This window comes from Streptomyces sp. NPDC001668 (genome assembly GCF_042893155.1).
Lineage (GTDB): Bacteria > Actinomycetota > Actinomycetes > Streptomycetales > Streptomycetaceae > Streptomyces.
Map to the genome: position 1 here is coordinate 23,690 of NZ_JBIAUQ010000004.1, position 16,201 is coordinate 39,890.

Here is a 16,201-nt window from a genome sequence, read left to right on the forward strand (position 1 = left end):
CCATTAGGATCGACGGTCTGATGACTGCCACCCTCGTCGCCAAGAACCTCGCCGCCGGCCACGGCGACCGTTCCCTGTTCAGCGGGCTCGACCTCGTCGTCGCGCCCGGAGATGTGATCGGCCTGGTCGGGGCCAACGGCGCGGGCAAGTCCACGCTGCTCAGGATGCTCGCGGGCCTGCTCGCACCGGAGGAGGGGGAGCTCAGGCTCTCCCCGCCGACGGCCACCGTCGGACACCTCCCGCAGGAGCCGGAGCGGCGCCCGGACGAGAGCGTGCGCGAGTTCCTCGCCCGCCGCACCGGAGTCGCCGAGGCCCAGCGGGTGATGGACGAGGCGACCCAGGCCCTGGTCGACGGGGCCCCCGGCGCGGACGACGCGTACGCCACCAGCCTGGAGCGCTGGCTGGACCTCGGCGGCGCCGACCTCGACGAACGCGCCGAGGAGGTCGCCGACTCCCTGGGCCTCGCGGTCGACCTGGACCAGCCGATGACATCCCTGTCGGGCGGCCAGGCGGCCAGGGCGGGCCTCGCCTCCCTCCTCCTCTCCCGCTACGACGTCTTCCTCCTCGACGAGCCGACCAACGACCTCGACCTGGACGGCCTGGAGCGCCTGGAGCGGTTCGTGAAGGGCCTGCGGGCCGGCACGGTGGTGGTCAGCCACGACCGCGAGTTCCTCACCCGCACGGTCACCAAGGTCCTCGAACTCGACCTGGCCCAGCAGCAGATCACCCTCTACGGCGGCGGCTACGAGGCCTACCTGGAGGAGCGCGAGGTCGCCCGCCGGCACGCCAGGGACGACTACGAGGAGTACGCCGACAAGCGGGCCGCCCTCCAGGACCGGGCACAGATGCAGCGCTCCTGGATGGACAAGGGTGTGAAGAACGCCCGCCGCAAGGCGAGCAACGACAACGACAAGATCGGCCGCAAGTTCCGCAGCGAGGCCAGCGAGAAGCAGGCCGCCAAGGCCCGCCAGACCCAGCGCATGATCGAACGCCTCGACGTCGTCGACGAGCCGCGCAAGGAGTGGGAACTGCGCATGGAGATCGCCTCGGCCCCCCGCTCCGGCGCGGTCGTCGCGACGCTGCGGGACGCCGAGGTACGCCAGGGCGACTTCGTCCTCGGCCCGGTCTCCCTCCAGATCGACTGGGCGGACCGGGTGGCGGTCACGGGCGCGAACGGCGCCGGCAAGTCGACCCTCCTCGGGGCCCTGCTCGGCCGCGTCCCCCTGACCGCCGGCCAGTCCTCCCTGGGCTCCGGCGTCCTGGTCGGCGAGGTCGACCAGGCCCGCAAGCTGTTTCACGGCGAGGAGTCCCTGCTGGACGCCTTCTGCGCGGCGGTCCCCGACACGGAACCGGCGGAGGTCCGCACCCTCCTGGCCAAGTTCGGCCTGAAGTCCGACCACGTCACCCGCTCCGCGGCGACGCTGTCACCGGGGGAGCGGACGAGGGCGGCGCTGGCGCTCCTCCAGGGCAGGGGCGTCAACCTCCTGGTCCTGGACGAACCGACCAACCACCTGGACCTGCCGGCGATCGAACAGCTGGAATCGGCGCTGGACGCCTACGAGGGCACGCTGCTGCTGGTCACTCACGACCGCAGAATGCTGGACGCGGTCCACGTGACCCGACGACTGGAGGTCTCAGCAGGCAAGGTAACGGAACGCTGACCTACCCAGGGGCGCGGCGAACTGCGCGACCAGCCACAGGCGGCCCGCAGTTCCCCACAACCGCTACCGCCCCTTTTTCTTGGATTCGAGCAACCCGGCCTTGCGCAGAGCATCAGCCATCGCACTGTTGGCCGGAGCAGGTGCCTGCCGCTGAGGCTGTTGCCGCTGCTGAGGCGGCCGCCCACCCCGCTGCTGTCGCCGCTCCCCACCGGAGGTCTTCGCCTGGGCCTCGTCGTCGAGCCGCAGCGTCAAAGAAATCCGCTTCCGCGGAATGTCGACCTCCAGCACCTTCACCTTGACGATGTCGCCCGGCTTCACCACATCCCGCGGATCCTTGACGAACGTCTTCGACAGCGCGGAGACATGTGCCAGACCGTCCTGGTGGACACCGACGTCGATGAACGCCCCGAAGGCCGCCACGTTCGTCACGACCCCTTCGAGGACCATCCCGGCGACCAGGTCGGAGATCTTCTCGACGCCCTCCTTGAAGGTCGCTGTCTTGAACGCGGGCCGAGGATCGCGCCCCGGCTTCTCCAGCTCCTTGAGGATGTCGGTCACGGTCGGCAGACCGAACGTCTCGTCCACGAAGTCCTGCGGCCGCAGCGACCGCAGCACACCGGTGTTGCCGATGAGGGAGGCGACTTCCTGCCCCGCGGTCTTCACCATCCGCCGCACCACCGGGTACGCCTCGGGGTGCACGCTGGAGGAGTCCAGCGGATCGACACCGCCGCGGATCCGCAGGAACCCGGCGCACTGCTCGTACGCCTTGGGGCCCAGCCGGGCCACCTTCTTCAGCTCGGTGCGGGACTTGAACGGGCCGTTGGCGTCGCGGTGCGACACGATGTTCTCCGCCAGCCCGGAGGTGATCCCGGAGACCCGGGCGAGCAGCGGGGCGGAGGCGGTGTTGACGTCGACCCCCACGCCGTTCACACAGTCCTCCACCACCGCGTCCAGTGAACGCGACAGCTTCACCTCGGACAGGTCGTGCTGGTACTGGCCGACACCGATCGACTTCGGGTCGATCTTCACCAGCTCCGCGAGGGGATCCTGGAGCCGGCGCGCGATGGAGACCGCGCCGCGCAGCGACACGTCCATGTCCGGCAGCTCCTGCGAGGCGAACGCGGACGCCGAGTACACGGAGGCGCCCGCCTCGGACACCATCACCTTGGTGAGCTTCAGCTCCGGGTGCTTGGTGATCAGTTCCCCGGCGAGCTTGTCGGTCTCGCGGGACGCCGTGCCGTTGCCGATCGCGATCAGCTCGACCGCGTGCTCCTTGGCGAGACGGGCCAGCTTGGCGATCGCCTCGTCCCACCGGTTGGCCGGGACGTGCGGGTGGATGACGTCGGTGGCGACGACCTTGCCGGTCGCGTCGACCACGGCGACCTTCACGCCCGTACGGAACCCGGGGTCCAGGCCCAGCGTGGCGCGCGTGCCGGCCGGGGCGGCGAGCAGCAGGTCGCGGAGGTTGGCCGCGAACACGTTGACCGCCTCGTCCTCGGCGGCCGTCCGCAGGCGCAGCCTGAGGTCGATGCCGAGGTGGACGAGGATGCGGGTCCGCCAGGCCCAGCGGACCGTGTCCGTCAGCCACTTGTCGCCGGGACGGCCGCGCTCGGCGATCCCGAACCGCGAGGCGATGATCCCCTCGTACGAGGACGGGCCGGGCTGCTCGGAAGGCTCCTCGGGCTCCAGGACGAGGTCGAGGACCTCCTCCTTCTCGCCGCGCAGCATCGCCAGGATCCGGTGCGAGGGCAGGTCGGTGAAGGGCTCGGCGAAGTCGAAGTAGTCGGCGAACTTGGCGCCGGCCTCCTCCTTGCCCTCGCGCACCTTGGCGGCCAGCCGTCCGCGCACCCACATGCGCTCGCGGAGCTCGCCGATCAGGTCGGCGTCCTCCGAGAAGCGCTCGGTCAGGATCGCCCGGGCGCCGTCCAGCGCGGCCTGCGCGTCCGGCACGCCCTTGTCGGCGTCGACGAACGCGGCGGCCGCGGCGAGCGGTGCGACACCCGGGTCACCGAGCAGGCCCTCGGCGAGCGGCTCCAGACCGGCCTCGCGGGCGATCTGGGCCTTGGTGCGGCGCTTCGGCTTGAACGGCAGATAGATGTCCTCCAGGCGCGCCTTGGTCTCCGCGCCCCGGATCCGCGCCTCCAGTTCCTCGGTGAGCTTGCCCTGCTCGCGCACCGAGTCGAGGATGGCCGTCCGCCGCTCCTCCAGCTCCCGCAGATACCGCAACCGCTCCTCGAGCGTGCGCAGCTGCGCGTCGTCGAGCATCTCGGTCGCTTCCTTGCGGTAGCGGGCGATGAAGGGAACCGTGGAACCGCCGTCGAGCAGTTCCACGGCAGCCTTGACCTGCCGCTCCCGTACGCCGAGTTCCTCGGCGATCCTGCTTTCGATCGACCCTGCGCTGCTGGACCCGCTGGACCCGGGTGTCGTCACGATCCCGTACCGCCTTCTCACTGAGGTTGCGCGGCAATTGTGGCAGGCGGCACCGACAGTGGGGGATCAGGGCGCGGTCATCGGGCCGTGGACATCAGGCCCTGCGGCTCCGCGTGGAGCCGGACGCACCGCCGAAGAGCCGGGCCAGTGCCCGGAAGGGCAGGGTCACCACGGTGGCGATGGCGCCACCGACCTGGCGCAGGACGTCTGCGATCGCGCGGAACATGTGAATCCCCTTTCCTCTCCCGGCCACGACGACCGGGAAAGGAACGGGTACCTCCCAGACGGCCCGGCAATCTTCGGGGCGCCGAAAGATCGGCGCTTGCCGATCAGGTCCGCGGGCCGGGCCCCCGCGGCCGTCCGTCTCCGCCTCGATCCCGTCCCGCACGGCGACGCCCCGCCCGGTCAGCTCGCCGTCGGCGTCCAGGACCCCGCGTGCGCGGGGCCGTCCGACGGCCGCGTCCCCTTCCTGCCGGGGCCCGGTGGGCTGCGTCCGGCATGGCAGGAAAGGTGGGGAACCCGTCATTGCGGCCATCGGGTCCCGGCCCAAGAATCGGGGACATGGCGCAGCGAACCGTTCTCTTCGTCCTCTTCGACGGCGTGCAGAGTCTCGACGTCACCGGCCCCCTGGAGGTCTTCGCCGGGGCCGAGAAGCACACCCCGGGCATCTACCGCATCCGGACGGCGTCGCTGGACGGCGCTGCCGTGCGCACCTCCGGCGGCCTGACCGTCGTACCGGACGAATCCCTTACGCGGGCCGACGCCCCGCACACCCTCCTCGTGCCCGGCGGCCAGGGCACCCGGCGCCCCGACGCCCGCCTCACCGACTGGCTGCGGGAGCACGGGCCCCGGGCCGAGCGCCTGGTCTCGGTGTGCACCGGTGCCATCCGGCTCGCCGAGGCGGGGCTGCTGGACGGCCGCCGGGTCACCACGCACTGGGCGTACTGCGACAGGCTCGCCCGCGACCACCCGGCCGTCGAGGTGGACCCCGACCCGATCTATGTGCGCGACGGAGCGGTGTCGACCTCCGCCGGCGTCACCTCGGGCATCGACCTCGCGCTCGCCCTGGTCGAGGAGGACCTGGGCCGGGACACCGCCCTCGCCATCGCCCGCCACCTGGTCGTCTTCCTGCGCCGCCCCGGCAACCAGGCCCAGTTCAGCGCCCAGCTCGCCGCCCAGACCGCGCGGCGCGAGCCGCTGCGCGAGGTCCAGCTGGGGGCACCTCCCACGCCCTTAAGGCAGTGGGGGAGGATCACCGAGCATCCCGCCGACGACCTGAGCGTCGAGGCCCTCGCCGCGCGGGCCCGCCTCTCGCCCCGCCACTTCGCCCGCGCCTTCCAGTCCGAGACCGGCATGACACCGGGCCGCTACGTCGACCGGGTCCGCCTGGAGCACGCCCGTCGCCTCCTGGAGGACACCTCCGACGGCATCGAGGAGATCTCCCGCGCCAGCGGCTACGGCACCCCGGAAGGCATGCGCCGCGCCTTCGTCAAAGCCCTCGGCACCGCCCCGTCCGAGTACCGCCGCCGCTTCCACCCGACCCCGGCCCGCTGAAGGGACCTCCCGTGCAGATCGCCATCGTCCTCTACGACCGTTTCACCGCCCTGGACGCCGTAGGACCGTACGAGACACTCGGCCGCCTCCCCGACTCGGAGGTCGTCTTCGTCGCCGAGGAGGCAGGACCCGTCCGCAGCGACAGCGGAAACCTCACGCTGATCGCCGACCGGAGCCTGGCCGAAGTACCGGGCCCCGAGCTCGTGGTCGTCCCGGGCGGCCCGGGCCAGACGCCGCAGATGACGAACAGGGCCCTCCTCGACTGGATCCGCGCCGCCGACGCCACCAGCACCTGGACCACCTCCGTGTGCACCGGCTCCCTGCTGCTCGCCGCCGCCGGCCTCCTCGAAGGGCGCCGCGCGACCTCGCACTGGCTGGCGCTCGACGAACTGAGGAAGTTCGGGGCGAAGCCGACGGGGGAGCGGGTCGTCACGGACGGCAAGTACGTGACGGCGGCCGGGGTCTCCTCCGGCATCGACATGGGGCTCGCCCTGCTCGGCCGGATCTCCGGCGACTTCGTGGCCCAGACCGTACAGCTGGGCATCGAGTACGACCCGCAGCCGCCCTACGACGCCGGAGCCCCGCAGAAGGCGCCCGCGGAGGTGGTCGAGCTGCTCCGGTCGAGGAGCCGGTTCATCCTCGGCCAGGAACCGACCACGTGAACCGCGGCCGGCGGCGCTCCAGGAACGCGGCGACCCCCTCCGCCGTGTCGCCGCTGCTCCGCGCCTGTCCGGTCCAGTACTCGTCCCGGTCCGTGCGGCCGTTCGCGAACTCCTTCGCCGCGGCCTGCGTCAGCCGCGAGCGGGACACCAGGATCCGGCTGAACTCGCCGACCCGCTTGGCGAGTTCACCCTCGGGCAGCACCTCGTCGACCAGCCCCGTGCGCAGCGCCCGCTCCGCGTCGATCAACTCACCGGAGAACAGCAGGTACTTGGCGGTGGCCGGCCCGACCAGAGACACCAACCGCCGGGTGGAGGAGGCCGCATAGACGATCCCGAGCTTCGCCGGAGTCACCCCGAACAGCGCGCCCTCCTCGGCGAACCGCAGATCGCACGCCGCCGCGAGCTGCGACCCGCCGCCCACGCAGTGCCCCCGGATCGCCGCCAGCGTCGGCTTCGGAAACGCGGCGAGGGCCTCCTCGGCGTCCACCGCGAGCCCCTGCGCCTCCTCGGACGACCCGCGCAGCGTGGAGATGTCGGCACCCGCGCAGAACGTCCCGCCCTCCCCGGTCAGCACCAGCGCCCGGACATCCGGATCGGCGGCCAGCGTGTCCAGCAGCGGCGGCAGCGCCCGCCACATCGCGGCCGTCATGGCATTGCGCTTGGCCGGATGGTGGACCACGACGGTGGCGACCGAGTCGACGACGGTGTGCAGCAGCTGCGGCTCCGAGAGCTCCATGCCTCGGATGCTAGCCGCAGGCCTCGACCGTACTGAACGCAAGATCCTCGATACGGTCATCGAACAGCAGGAGGCCGTCGCCAAATCGGCACGACTCGAATGGTTCCGCACGGAATCGGTCAGGGGCATTCGATATGCGCTGACTTCTGTTCAGGCATCCGGAGCGGAGCGACGCGCTGCCAACACTCGACACGTGGTGACAATCGAGCGCAAGGGTGGCGACCGAAGAATGGACGACCAGGGGCGCGGGTTCGGCCCTCGCCCGACGGACAGCGGAGAGGATCCACCCGAACCGGACCCCCTCGGGCCGGCCCCCCTCGATCCGGGCACACCGGACCCACTGCCGTACGAGGGCGTGTGGCGGTTCACCGCCCCCGCCGTGGACGCGTCGGTCCCGCAGGCGCGACACGCCGTACGGGACCTGCTGTACCGCCAGGGGGTGCCCGTCTCGGACGACCTCGTCCAGGGCCTCCTGCTGATCGTGTCCGAGCTCGTCACGAACGCCGTCCGGCACGCGGCCCTGCTCTCGCCGATGCTCGCCGTGGAGGTCGCCGTCGGCGCGGAGTGGGTGCGGGTGTCCGTCGAGGACAACCACCCCTACCGCCCGACCGCCCTGGAGGCCGCGCACAGCGAGACCGGGGGCCGGGGGCTGCTGCTGGTGCGCGAGATCACCCGGGAGGCGGGCGGGGCCTGCGACGTGGAGCACACGTCCAGCGGCGGCAAGGTGATCTGGGCCGCGCTGCCGCTCAAGGCCGTCCGCGTGTCCTGAGGGCCCGAGGGCCCCTCACCAGCCGGCGGACGGGCCCGTCAGCTCCCTGACCGCGGGACGGGCCGCGTCCAGCACCGTCATGAACCAGGCCGAGAAGGTGTCCTTGGCGTGCCGCTCCGCCAGCTCGGCCGGGGTCACGAAGGCGGTCGTGGCGACCTCCTCCGGGTCCGGGCCGAGCGGGGACTGGACCATGCCGACGAACAGGTGGTTGTACTCCTGCTCGACCAGGCCCGAGTCCGGGTCCGGGTGGTTGTAACGGACCGTGCCCGCCTCGGCGAGCAGCGACGGAGAGACGCCCAGCTCCTCGTACGTCCGCCGGGCGGCGGCCGCGAAGGGTGCCTCGCCCGGGTAGGGGTGGCCGCAGCAGGTGTTGGACCACACACCGGGGGAGTGGTACTTGCCGAGCGCGCGCTGCTGGAGGAGCAGCCGGCCCCGCTCGTCGAAGAGGAACACCGAGAAGGCGCGGTGCAGCTGCCCCGGCGGCTGGTGGGCGGCGAGCTTCTCCGCTGTGCCGATCGTCACACCGTGCTCGTCGACCAGTTCCAGCAGGATCGCGTTCGCGGCGCCGTTCGACGGTGTGTGCGTCGTGGTGGCAGGTGTGGTCGGCATACCCATCCTTCACATCGGTCTTCGCGCCCCAAGTGTGCCGTACGAATCAGGCACTCCCGGCAGTTGATCGTGCCCGGCGCGGCGGGCGGGGAACCGCTCGGGGCGGGACTGTGGGGTGGAGGACGCTCAGGTGCGCCGGATCGCTGCATTCCGCCAGAACGAGCGTTTCATGCACCGTACACGTGTATCACTGCGCGGAAGCGTTCAGTGGCACAGGTGCGCCTCGTGCTCCGCGTGCCCGCTCGGCTCCAGCTGGAAGGTGCAGTGCTCCACGTCGAAGTGGTCGCCCAGGCAGTTCTGGAGCTCGTGCAGCATCTTCTCGTGGCCGATGGCGCTGAGGACGTCGGTGCGCACGACCACGTGCGCGGACAGCACCGGCATCCCCGAGGTGATGGTCCAGGCGTGCAGGTCGTGGACGTCCTCCACGCCGTCCAGGGCCAGGATGTGGGTGCGCACCTCCGTCATGTCGACGTCCTTGGGCGCCGCCTCCAGCAGGACGTCGAGGGTCTCGCGCAGCAGCTTGAAGGTGCGCGGCACGATCATCAGGCCGATCACGAGCGAGGCGATCGGGTCGGCGGCCTGCCAGCCCGTGGTCAGGATCACCGCCGCCGAGATGATCACCGCGAGCGAGCCCAGCGCGTCGGCCGCGACCTCCAGGAACGCCCCGCGCACGTTGAGGCTCTCCTTCTGGCCGCGCATCAGGAGGGTCAGCGAGATCATGTTGGCGACCAGGCCGATCGCGCCGAAGACGATGGTGAGCCCGCCCTCGGTGTCGGCGGGGGTGACGAACCGCTGGATCGCCTCGTACAGGACGTAGCCGCCGACGCCGAGCAACAGCAGACAGTTGGCGAGGGCGGCGAGGATCTCGGCGCGGGCGTATCCGTAGGTGCGGTTGCCGGTCGCGGGGCGGTTCGCGAAGTGGATCGCGAGGAGGGCCATGCCGAGGCCCAGCGCGTCCGTCGCCATGTGGGCCGCGTCGGCGACCAGGGCGAGGGAGTCCGCGACGACGCCGCCGACGATCTCGACCACCATGACGGTGAGCGTGATCGACAGCGCCACCCGCAGCCTGCCGACGTACGCCGCGGTCGCCGTACCGCCGGCCGGCGCATGCGAGTGCGCGTGCCCGTGGTCGTGCCCTGCCCCCATGGAAGCCGCCTCCTACGCGTTGACCCGGAACGGCCGGACAGCCCGCCCGGGATCACAGTGAACTACGGGCGGGGGGTATCGGGCAACGCGGCACTGAACACCGTTGTCATGTGCCCTGACCTGCGGAAACGAACCGCAGGTCAGGGGGACCTCAGCGGTGGTGCAGCAGCCAGCCCCGCCAGGCGGAGTCGATCATCTCGCGCACTCCGCGCCGCGCGCTCCAGCCGAGGGCCTCGGCTGCGCGGGCGGCCGAGGCCACCGACACGGGCGCGTCCCCGGGCCGCCGGGGCTCCACGACGGCCGGGCGCCGGTCCCCGGTCACCTCGCCGATGACCGTGACCATCTCGCGCACGGAAACGCCCTCGCCGCGACCGATGTTGACCGTCAGATCACCGCTCAGGTCGCCCTCGGACAGCCGCCGGGCCGCCGCCAGGTGCGCCTCGGCCAGGTCGGACACATGGATGTAGTCACGGACGCAGGTGCCGTCCGGCGTCGGATAGTCGTCGCCGAAGATCCGCGGAGCCTCGTCGCGGGTGAGCCGGTCGAAGACCATCGGCACGATGTTGAAGACACCGGTGTCGGCGAGTTCCGGCGCCGCGGCCCCGGCGACGTTGAAATAGCGCAGGCAGACGGTGGAGATCCCGTGCGCCTGTCCGGCCGCCCGCACCAGCCACTCCCCGGCGAGCTTCGTCTCGCCGTACGGGTTCACGGGGGCGCAGGGCGTCTCCTCCGTGATCAGGCCCACATCGGGGTTGCCGTAGACGGCCGCCGACGAGGAGAAGAGGAAACGCTCCACACCGGCTTCCGCGACCGCCTCCAGGAGCGTCGCGAGACCGCCGACGTTCTCCTGGTAGTAGCGGGCCGGCTGCGCCACCGACTCGGCGACCTGCTTGCGCGCCGCGAGATGCACCACACCCGTCACCGCGTGCTCGGCCAGCACCCGCTCGAGCAGGCCGCCGTCCAGCGCGGAGCCCCGCACCAGCGGCACGTCGGCGGGGAGCCGCGCGGGCACGCCCGCCGAGAGGTCGTCGAGGACGAGCACCCGCTCCCCGGCCCCCGTCATGGCCCGCGCCACATGCGCCCCTATGTACCCGGCACCGCCGGTGATCAGCCACGTCATGGTCGCCCACCCTATGCCGACGCCCCGCGGCCCCTCGATGTCCTGGATGTCCGCTCTGTGGAGCGCGGTTTGTGGGCGGGGCCCCGAATCACACATGATGATCGCGGCAAAGGCCGGGGGAGACGCTGTTGATCGGTCCGTTAACGGGCGGTGAACGCCGCCTTCTTGGCATCCGATAGCCTCTGCCGACATGCCGCCCGCCTGGTCCAGCCAAGGGGCGCCCCCATCGTGCACATGACCGGCGCCCGCGCGTCGGCACCCAGGGAGTGAGTTCGGTTGTCGACCGCCATCCTCACCGGTCAGCCGGTCCCCGGATCGTCGATCGAGGGTGATCTGCGGTCCCTCGGCTTCGACGTGCGGGTCGCCGTGGACGCCGCCGACGCCGAGCGACTGGTCGCCGAGGCGCCCGGGGAGCAGCGCGTCGCCCTCGTCGACGCCCGCTTCGTCGGCCACGTGCACGCCCTGCGCCTGGGCCTCACCGACCCCCGCTTCTCCCTCGCCGCCGTGCCGGGCGCGGTCACCGCGCAGCCCGACGGCCGCGTGCGCCTCACCCGGGCGCTGGCCCGCGAGAACGCCACGGGCGGCGGCACCGCGATCGCCGTGGACAGCCTCCCGGACCGCATCGTCACCGCGCTGGCCGAGGACGGCGCCGAGGTGCACCGCCCCGAGCTCGGCAGCCTGGTCGCCGCCGTCCCCGCCGACCCCCAGGCCCGCAACGAGGCGCGGCAGGCCGTGGCGGACGTCGACGACGAGGCCGTACGCCTGAAGTCCGCGGTGAAGTCCCGCGACGGCTTCTTCACCACGCACTTCATCAGCCCCTACTCCCGCTACATCGCCCGCTGGTGCGCCCGCCGCGGTCTGACCCCGAACCAGGTCACCACCGCCTCCCTGATCACCGCCCTGATCGCGGCGGCCTGCGCGGCCACGGGTACCCGCGGCGGCTTCATCGCGGCGGGCGTCCTGCTGATCGCCTCGTTCGTCCTGGACTGCACCGACGGCCAGCTCGCCCGCTACTCCCTCCAGTACTCCACGCTCGGCGCCTGGCTCGACGCAACCTTCGACCGGGCCAAGGAATACGCCTACTACGCGGGCCTCGCCCTCGGAGCGGCCCGGGGCGGCGACGACGTATGGGCGTTGGCTCTCGGCGCGATGATCCTCCAGACCTGCCGGCACGTCGTCGACTTCTCCTTCAACGAGGCCAACCACGACGCCACCGCCAACACCAGCCCCACGGCGGCCCTTTCGGACAAGCTCGACAGCGTCGGCTGGACGGTGTGGGTGCGACGGATGATCGTCCTGCCCATCGGCGAGCGCTGGGCGATGATCGCGGTGCTGACCGCGGTGACGACTCCGCGGATCACCTTCTACGCCCTGCTCATCGGGTGCGCCTTCGCCGCGACGTACACCACGGCGGGCCGGGTGCTGCGGTCGCTGACCCGCAAGGCACAGCGGACGGACCGGGCTGCGCAGGCACTGGCGGACCTCGCGGACAACGGACCGCTGGCCGGACTCCTCGCGAAGCCCGCGCGCGCCCCTCTCGGAGGCCCGCTCCCGGCGGCGGTGGCCGGCGTCGCCATCCTGACCGTCGCCCTGTTCTCGGGCGTGACCTGGGCTCCTGTCGCCGGTGCCTTCGTCTACGCGGTTGCCGCCGGTCAGGCCCTGTACCGCCCCCTCAAGGGCTCCCTCGACTGGCTCGTCCCCCCGCTCTTCCGCGCCGCCGAATACTGCACGGTTCTCGTTCTGGCGGCCAAAGCGGATGTGAACGGAGCCCTTCCTGCGGCTTTCGGCCTGGTAGGGGCAGTCGCCTACCATCACTACGACACGGTGTACCGCATCCGCGGCAACGCCGGAGCGCCGCCGGCCTGGCTGGTGCGCGCTGTCGGGGGACACGAGGGACGGACGCTGCTCGTCACCGTCCTGGCCGCCGCGCTCACCGCCTCGCAGTTCACGGTCGCGCTCACGGCCCTGGCGGTGGCCGTGGCCCTGGTGGTGGTCGTCGAGAGCATCCGTTTCTGGGTGTCCGCTGGGGCGCCCGCCGTACACGACGAAGGAGAAACCGCATGATCGGCCTCGTGCTGGCGGCCGGCGCCGGACGCCGTCTGCGCCCCTACACCGACAGCCTCCCCAAGGCTCTGGTGCCGGTGGGCCCCGCGGGCATAGAGGGCGAACCCACGGTTCTCGACCTGACCCTCGGCAACTTCGCCGAGATCGGCCTGACCGAGGTCGCGGTCATCGTCGGCTACCGCAAGGAAGCCGTGTACGAGCGCAAGGCCGCCCTGGAGCAGAAGTACGGCCTCAAGCTCACCCTCATCGACAACGACAAGGCCGAGGAGTGGAACAACGCCTACTCCCTGTGGTGCGGCCGTGACGCCCTCAAGGACGGCGTGATCCTCGCCAACGGCGACACCGTGCACCCGGTCTCCGTCGAGAAGACGCTGCTCGCCGCCCGCGGTGAGGGCCGTCGCATCATCCTCGCGCTGGACACGGTGAAGAATCTCGCCGACGAGGAGATGAAGGTCGTCGTCGACCCCGAGAAGGGCATGACGAAGATCACCAAGCTGATGGACCCGGCCGAGGCCACCGGCGAGTACATCGGCGTCACCCTCATCGAGGGCGACGCCGCCCCCGAACTGGCCGACGCGCTGAAGACGGTCTGGGAGACCGACCCGCAGCAGTTCTACGAGCACGGCTACCAGGAGCTGGTGAACCGCGGCTTCCGCATCGACGTCGCGCCGATCGGCGACGTCCCGTGGGTGGAGATCGACAACCACGACGACCTCGCCCGTGGACGGGAGATCGCGTGCCAGTACTGACCCGGCTGATCCCCTCACCGCTGGTCGTGGACATCCGCCCGGGTGCCCTCGACGACCTCGGCTGTGTCCTCGCCGACGAACGCATCTCGCAGTCCGGCAAGCTCGCCGTCGCCGTCAGCGGCGGCTCGGGTGCCAGGCTGCGCGAGCGGATCGCGCCGAGTCTGCCCGGGGCCACCTGGTTCGAGGTCGACGGCGGCACGATCGACGACGCGGTCCGGCTGGCGAACGACATAAAGGCCGGCCACTACGATGCGATCGTCGGCCTCGGCGGCGGGAAGATCATCGACTGCGCGAAGTTCGCGGCCGCCCGGGTGGGCCTGCCGCTGGTCGCCGTGGCCACCAACCTCGCGCACGACGGTCTCTGCTCGCCGGTCGCGACCCTCGACAACGACGCCGGCCGCGGCTCGTACGGGGTGCCGAACCCGATCGCCGTGGTCATCGACCTCAACGTGATCCGTGAGGCCCCCGTCCGCTTCGTGCGCTCCGGCATCGGCGACGTCATCTCCAACATCTCCGCGGTCGCGGACTGGGAACTGGCCAACCGCGTCAACGGCGAGAAGATCGACGGTCTCGCCGCGGCGATGGCCCGCCAGGCCGGCGAGGCGGTGCTCCGCCACCCCGGCGGAGTCGGCGACGACAACTTCCTCCAGGTGCTGGCCGAGGCACTGGTCCTCACCGGTATCGCCATGTCGGTGTCGGGCGACTCCCGCCCGTCCTCCGGTGCCTGCCACGAGATCAACCACGCGTTCGACCTGCTCTACCCCAAGCGCGCCGCCGCCCACGGCGAGCAGTGCGGCCTGGGCGCGGCCTTCGCGATGTACCTGCGCGGAGCCCACGAGGAATCGGCGTACATGGCCGAGGTGCTGCGTAGGCACGGACTTCCGGTGCTGCCGGAGGAGATCGGCTTCACGCCCGCGGAGTTCGTGCGCGCCGTGGAGTTCGCCCCGCAGACCCGCCCCGGCCGCTACACCATCCTCGAACACCTCGACCTCAAGACCGACCAGATCAAGGACATCTACACCGACTATGTCAAGGCCATCGGTAGCTGAACTCCGTCCGGTCGTCCACCCCGCGGGGGTCAAGGACCGGCGCAGCGGTGAGCACTGGATGGGACGCCTCTACATGCGTGAGGTGTCCCTGCGGGTGGACCGCTACCTGGTGAACACCAGGGTCACGCCCAACCAGCTCACGTACCTGATGACCGTCTTCGGCGTCCTCGCGGCCCCGGCCCTCCTGGTGCCGGGGATCCCGGGAGCCGTGCTCGGCGTGGTGTGCGTCCAGATGTACCTGCTGCTCGACTGCGTCGACGGCGAGATCGCGCGCTGGAAGAAGCAGTACTCCCTCAACGGCGTCTACCTGGACCGCGTCGGCGCCTACCTGACCGACGCTGCCGTGCTGGTGGGCTTCGGCCTGCGCGCCGCCGACCTGTTCGGCGGCGGCCGTATCGACTGGCTGTGGGCCTTCCTCGGCACCCTCGCCGCCCTGGGCGCGATCCTCATCAAGGCCGAGACCGACCTCGTGGGCGTCGCCCGGCACCAGGCCGGCAAGCCGCCCGTGCAGGAGGCGGCCGCCGAGATGCGCTCCTCCGGCATGGCACTGGCCCGCCGGGCCGCCGCCGCGTTCAAGTTCCACCGGCTGATCCTCGGCATCGAGGCGTCCCTGGTGATCCTGGTCCTCGCGGTCGTGGACCAGATGCGCGACGACCTGTTCTTCTCTCGGCTGGGTGTCGCGGTGATGGCCGGGATCGCCCTGCTCCAGACCCTGCTGCACCTCGTGTCGATCCTCGCCTCCAGCAGGCTGAAGTGAGCACCGGCATGAAGGTCGGCGCCGTCATCATCACCATGGGCAACCGGCCCGAGGAGCTGCGTGCCCTGCTCGACTCGGTCGCCAAGCAGGACGGCGACCCGGTCGAGGTGGTCGTCGTCGGAAACGGCTCGCCCGTCCCGGACGTCCCCGACGGTGTCCGGACCATCGAGCTGCCCGAGAACCTCGGCATCCCCGGCGGCCGCAACGTCGGCATCGAGGCCTTCGGCCCCAGCGGCCGCGACGTCGACATATTGCTCTTCCTGGACGACGACGGCCTCCTGCCGAACCACGACACCGCCGAACTGTGCCGCCAGGCCTTCGCCGCCGACCCGAAACTCGGCATCGTCAGCTTCCGCATCGCCGACCCCGACACCGGGGTCACCCAGCGCCGGCACGTCCCCCGGCTGCGGGCCGCCGACCCGATGCGCTCCTCCCGGGTCACCACCTTCCTCGGCGGCGCCAACGCCGTACGCACCCAGGTCTTCGCCGAAGTCGGCGGCCTCCCGGACGAGTTCTTCTACGCGCATGAGGAAACCGATCTGGCGTGGCGGGCCCTCGACGCGGGCTGGATGATCGACTACCGGTCCGACATGGTGCTGTACCACCCGACGACCGCGCCCTCGCGGCACGCGGTCTACCACCGCATGGTCGCCCGCAACCGCGTCTGGCTCGCCCGCCGCAACCTGCCCGCGCTCCTCGTCCCGGTCTACCTGGGCGTCTGGATGCTGCTGACCCTGCTGCGCCGCCCCTCGCGGCCGGCCCTGAAGGCCTGGTTCGGCGGCTTCCGGGAGGGCTGGAGCACGCCGTGCGGTCCGCGCAGGCCGATGAAGTGGCGTACCGTCTGGCGCCTGACCCGACTGGGCCGGCCCCCGGTCATCTGACAAGCTCGGTCCTG

At 71.5% G+C, this 16,201-nt stretch carries 15 protein-coding genes; 9 read left to right on the forward strand and 6 right to left on the reverse strand.

Annotation, left to right across the window (positions count from 1 at the left end):
- Positions 1–20: 20 nt before the first annotated feature.
- A complete protein-coding gene (gene abc-f / locus ACFYZ8_RS13520; RefSeq protein WP_388532358.1) occupies positions 21–1,661 on the forward strand; it encodes a ribosomal protection-like ABC-F family protein in 1,641 nt (546 codons plus the stop codon).
- A 63-nt stretch (positions 1,662–1,724) separates the two neighbouring features.
- Here the strand turns inward: abc-f and ACFYZ8_RS13525 are convergent, their stop codons facing one another.
- Together ACFYZ8_RS13525 and ACFYZ8_RS13530 are read right to left on the reverse strand one after the other, a co-directional pair.
- Positions 1,725–4,091 (reverse strand): Tex family protein, encoded by a 2,367-nt coding sequence (locus ACFYZ8_RS13525; protein ID WP_388532360.1) that lies wholly within the window; start codon positions 4,089–4,091, stop codon positions 1,725–1,727.
- A 94-nt stretch (positions 4,092–4,185) separates the two neighbouring features.
- A complete protein-coding gene (locus tag ACFYZ8_RS13530) occupies positions 4,186–4,317 on the reverse strand; it encodes an LPFR motif small protein (RefSeq protein WP_388532361.1) in 132 nt (43 codons plus the stop codon).
- Positions 4,318–4,652: 335 nt separating this feature from the next.
- Between ACFYZ8_RS13530 and ACFYZ8_RS13535 the strand changes: the two genes are divergently transcribed.
- Both ACFYZ8_RS13535 and ACFYZ8_RS13540 read left to right on the forward strand, forming a co-directional pair.
- Positions 4,653–5,645: a GlxA family transcriptional regulator gene (locus tag ACFYZ8_RS13535; RefSeq protein WP_388532363.1), complete on the forward strand. Its 993-nt coding sequence runs from the start codon at positions 4,653–4,655 to the stop codon at positions 5,643–5,645.
- 11 nt (positions 5,646–5,656) lie between these two features.
- Positions 5,657–6,307: a DJ-1/PfpI family protein gene (locus ACFYZ8_RS13540; protein WP_359029878.1), complete on the forward strand. Its 651-nt coding sequence runs from the start codon at positions 5,657–5,659 to the stop codon at positions 6,305–6,307.
- Here the strand turns inward: ACFYZ8_RS13540 and ACFYZ8_RS13545 are convergent.
- Positions 6,279–7,043 carry an enoyl-CoA hydratase/isomerase family protein gene (locus tag ACFYZ8_RS13545; RefSeq protein WP_359029879.1) on the reverse strand — a complete coding sequence of 255 codons (765 nt, stop codon included), beginning with the start codon at positions 7,041–7,043 and terminating at the stop codon, positions 6,279–6,281. The two genes, ACFYZ8_RS13540 and ACFYZ8_RS13545, sit on opposite strands and share 29 nt — an antisense overlap.
- Before the next feature lie 229 nt (positions 7,044–7,272).
- On the opposite strand from ACFYZ8_RS13545, the gene ACFYZ8_RS13550 reads away from it, so the two are divergent.
- Entirely contained in the window at positions 7,273–7,812 is a 540-nt protein-coding gene (locus ACFYZ8_RS13550) for an ATP-binding protein (RefSeq protein ID WP_359030032.1), read from the forward strand.
- Positions 7,813–7,827: 15 nt separating this feature from the next.
- Here ACFYZ8_RS13550 and idi read toward each other — a convergent pair whose 3' ends face one another.
- The 3 genes from idi to galE form a co-directional block, all read right to left on the reverse strand.
- Positions 7,828–8,421 (reverse strand): isopentenyl-diphosphate Delta-isomerase, encoded by a 594-nt coding sequence (idi, locus tag ACFYZ8_RS13555; RefSeq protein ID WP_031036715.1) that lies wholly within the window; start codon positions 8,419–8,421, stop codon positions 7,828–7,830.
- A gap of 204 nt (positions 8,422–8,625) precedes the next feature.
- Entirely contained in the window at positions 8,626–9,567 is a 942-nt protein-coding gene (locus ACFYZ8_RS13560) for a cation diffusion facilitator family transporter (protein WP_388532366.1), read from the reverse strand.
- Between the two features lie 151 nt (positions 9,568–9,718).
- Entirely contained in the window at positions 9,719–10,687 is a 969-nt protein-coding gene (gene galE, locus ACFYZ8_RS13565; protein ID WP_359029882.1) for a UDP-glucose 4-epimerase GalE, read from the reverse strand.
- A 276-nt stretch (positions 10,688–10,963) separates the two neighbouring features.
- Here galE and ACFYZ8_RS13570 point away from each other — a divergent pair, with 276 nt between their 5' ends.
- From ACFYZ8_RS13570 to ACFYZ8_RS13590, 5 genes are read left to right on the forward strand one after another with little or no spacing between them, the layout of a single operon-like run.
- Entirely contained in the window at positions 10,964–12,751 is a 1,788-nt protein-coding gene (locus tag ACFYZ8_RS13570; RefSeq protein WP_388532368.1) for a DUF5941 domain-containing protein, read from the forward strand.
- Positions 12,748–13,500 carry a phosphocholine cytidylyltransferase family protein gene (locus tag ACFYZ8_RS13575; protein WP_359029884.1) on the forward strand — a complete coding sequence of 251 codons (753 nt, stop codon included), beginning with the start codon at positions 12,748–12,750 and terminating at the stop codon, positions 13,498–13,500. The genes ACFYZ8_RS13570 and ACFYZ8_RS13575 overlap by 4 nt, the downstream gene beginning before the upstream one ends.
- The gene (locus ACFYZ8_RS13580; RefSeq protein ID WP_359029885.1) at positions 13,488–14,549 is read left to right on the forward strand and encodes an iron-containing alcohol dehydrogenase family protein; all 1,062 of its coding nucleotides are present in this window, start codon (positions 13,488–13,490) and stop codon (positions 14,547–14,549) included. Before ACFYZ8_RS13575 ends, ACFYZ8_RS13580 begins: the two co-directional genes overlap by 13 nt.
- Positions 14,527–15,306, forward strand: a complete 780-nt coding sequence (locus ACFYZ8_RS13585; protein WP_388532371.1) for a CDP-alcohol phosphatidyltransferase family protein — start codon at positions 14,527–14,529, stop codon at positions 15,304–15,306. The genes ACFYZ8_RS13580 and ACFYZ8_RS13585 overlap by 23 nt, the downstream gene beginning before the upstream one ends.
- Positions 15,307–15,314: 8 nt before the next feature.
- Positions 15,315–16,187: a glycosyltransferase gene (locus ACFYZ8_RS13590; protein ID WP_359030033.1), complete on the forward strand. Its 873-nt coding sequence runs from the start codon at positions 15,315–15,317 to the stop codon at positions 16,185–16,187.
- Positions 16,188–16,201: the final 14 nt, after the last annotated feature.

What these genes read in the sequence shown, in the direction of transcription:
- abc-f (WP_388532358.1), top strand. Translation starts at nt 21, where the DNA reads ATGACTGCCACCCTCGTCGCCAAGAACCTCGCCGCCGGCCACGGCGAC.
- ACFYZ8_RS13530 (WP_388532361.1), bottom strand. Translation starts at nt 4,317, where the DNA reads ATGTTCCGCGCGATCGCAGACGTCCTGCGCCAGGTCGGTGGCGCCATC.
- ACFYZ8_RS13535 (WP_388532363.1), top strand. Translation starts at nt 4,653, where the DNA reads ATGGCGCAGCGAACCGTTCTCTTCGTCCTCTTCGACGGCGTGCAGAGT.
- ACFYZ8_RS13545 (WP_359029879.1), bottom strand. Translation starts at nt 7,043, where the DNA reads ATGGAGCTCTCGGAGCCGCAGCTGCTGCACACCGTCGTCGACTCGGTC.
- ACFYZ8_RS13550 (WP_359030032.1), top strand. Translation starts at nt 7,273, where the DNA reads ATGGACGACCAGGGGCGCGGGTTCGGCCCTCGCCCGACGGACAGCGGA.
- idi (WP_031036715.1), bottom strand. Translation starts at nt 8,421, where the DNA reads ATGCCGACCACACCTGCCACCACGACGCACACACCGTCGAACGGCGCC.
- ACFYZ8_RS13560 (WP_388532366.1), bottom strand. Translation starts at nt 9,567, where the DNA reads ATGGGGGCAGGGCACGACCACGGGCACGCGCACTCGCATGCGCCGGCC.
- galE (WP_359029882.1), bottom strand. Translation starts at nt 10,687, where the DNA reads ATGACGTGGCTGATCACCGGCGGTGCCGGGTACATAGGGGCGCATGTG.
- ACFYZ8_RS13575 (WP_359029884.1), top strand. Translation starts at nt 12,748, where the DNA reads ATGATCGGCCTCGTGCTGGCGGCCGGCGCCGGACGCCGTCTGCGCCCC.
- ACFYZ8_RS13585 (WP_388532371.1), top strand. Translation starts at nt 14,527, where the DNA reads ATGTCAAGGCCATCGGTAGCTGAACTCCGTCCGGTCGTCCACCCCGCG.
- ACFYZ8_RS13590 (WP_359030033.1), top strand. Translation starts at nt 15,315, where the DNA reads ATGAAGGTCGGCGCCGTCATCATCACCATGGGCAACCGGCCCGAGGAG.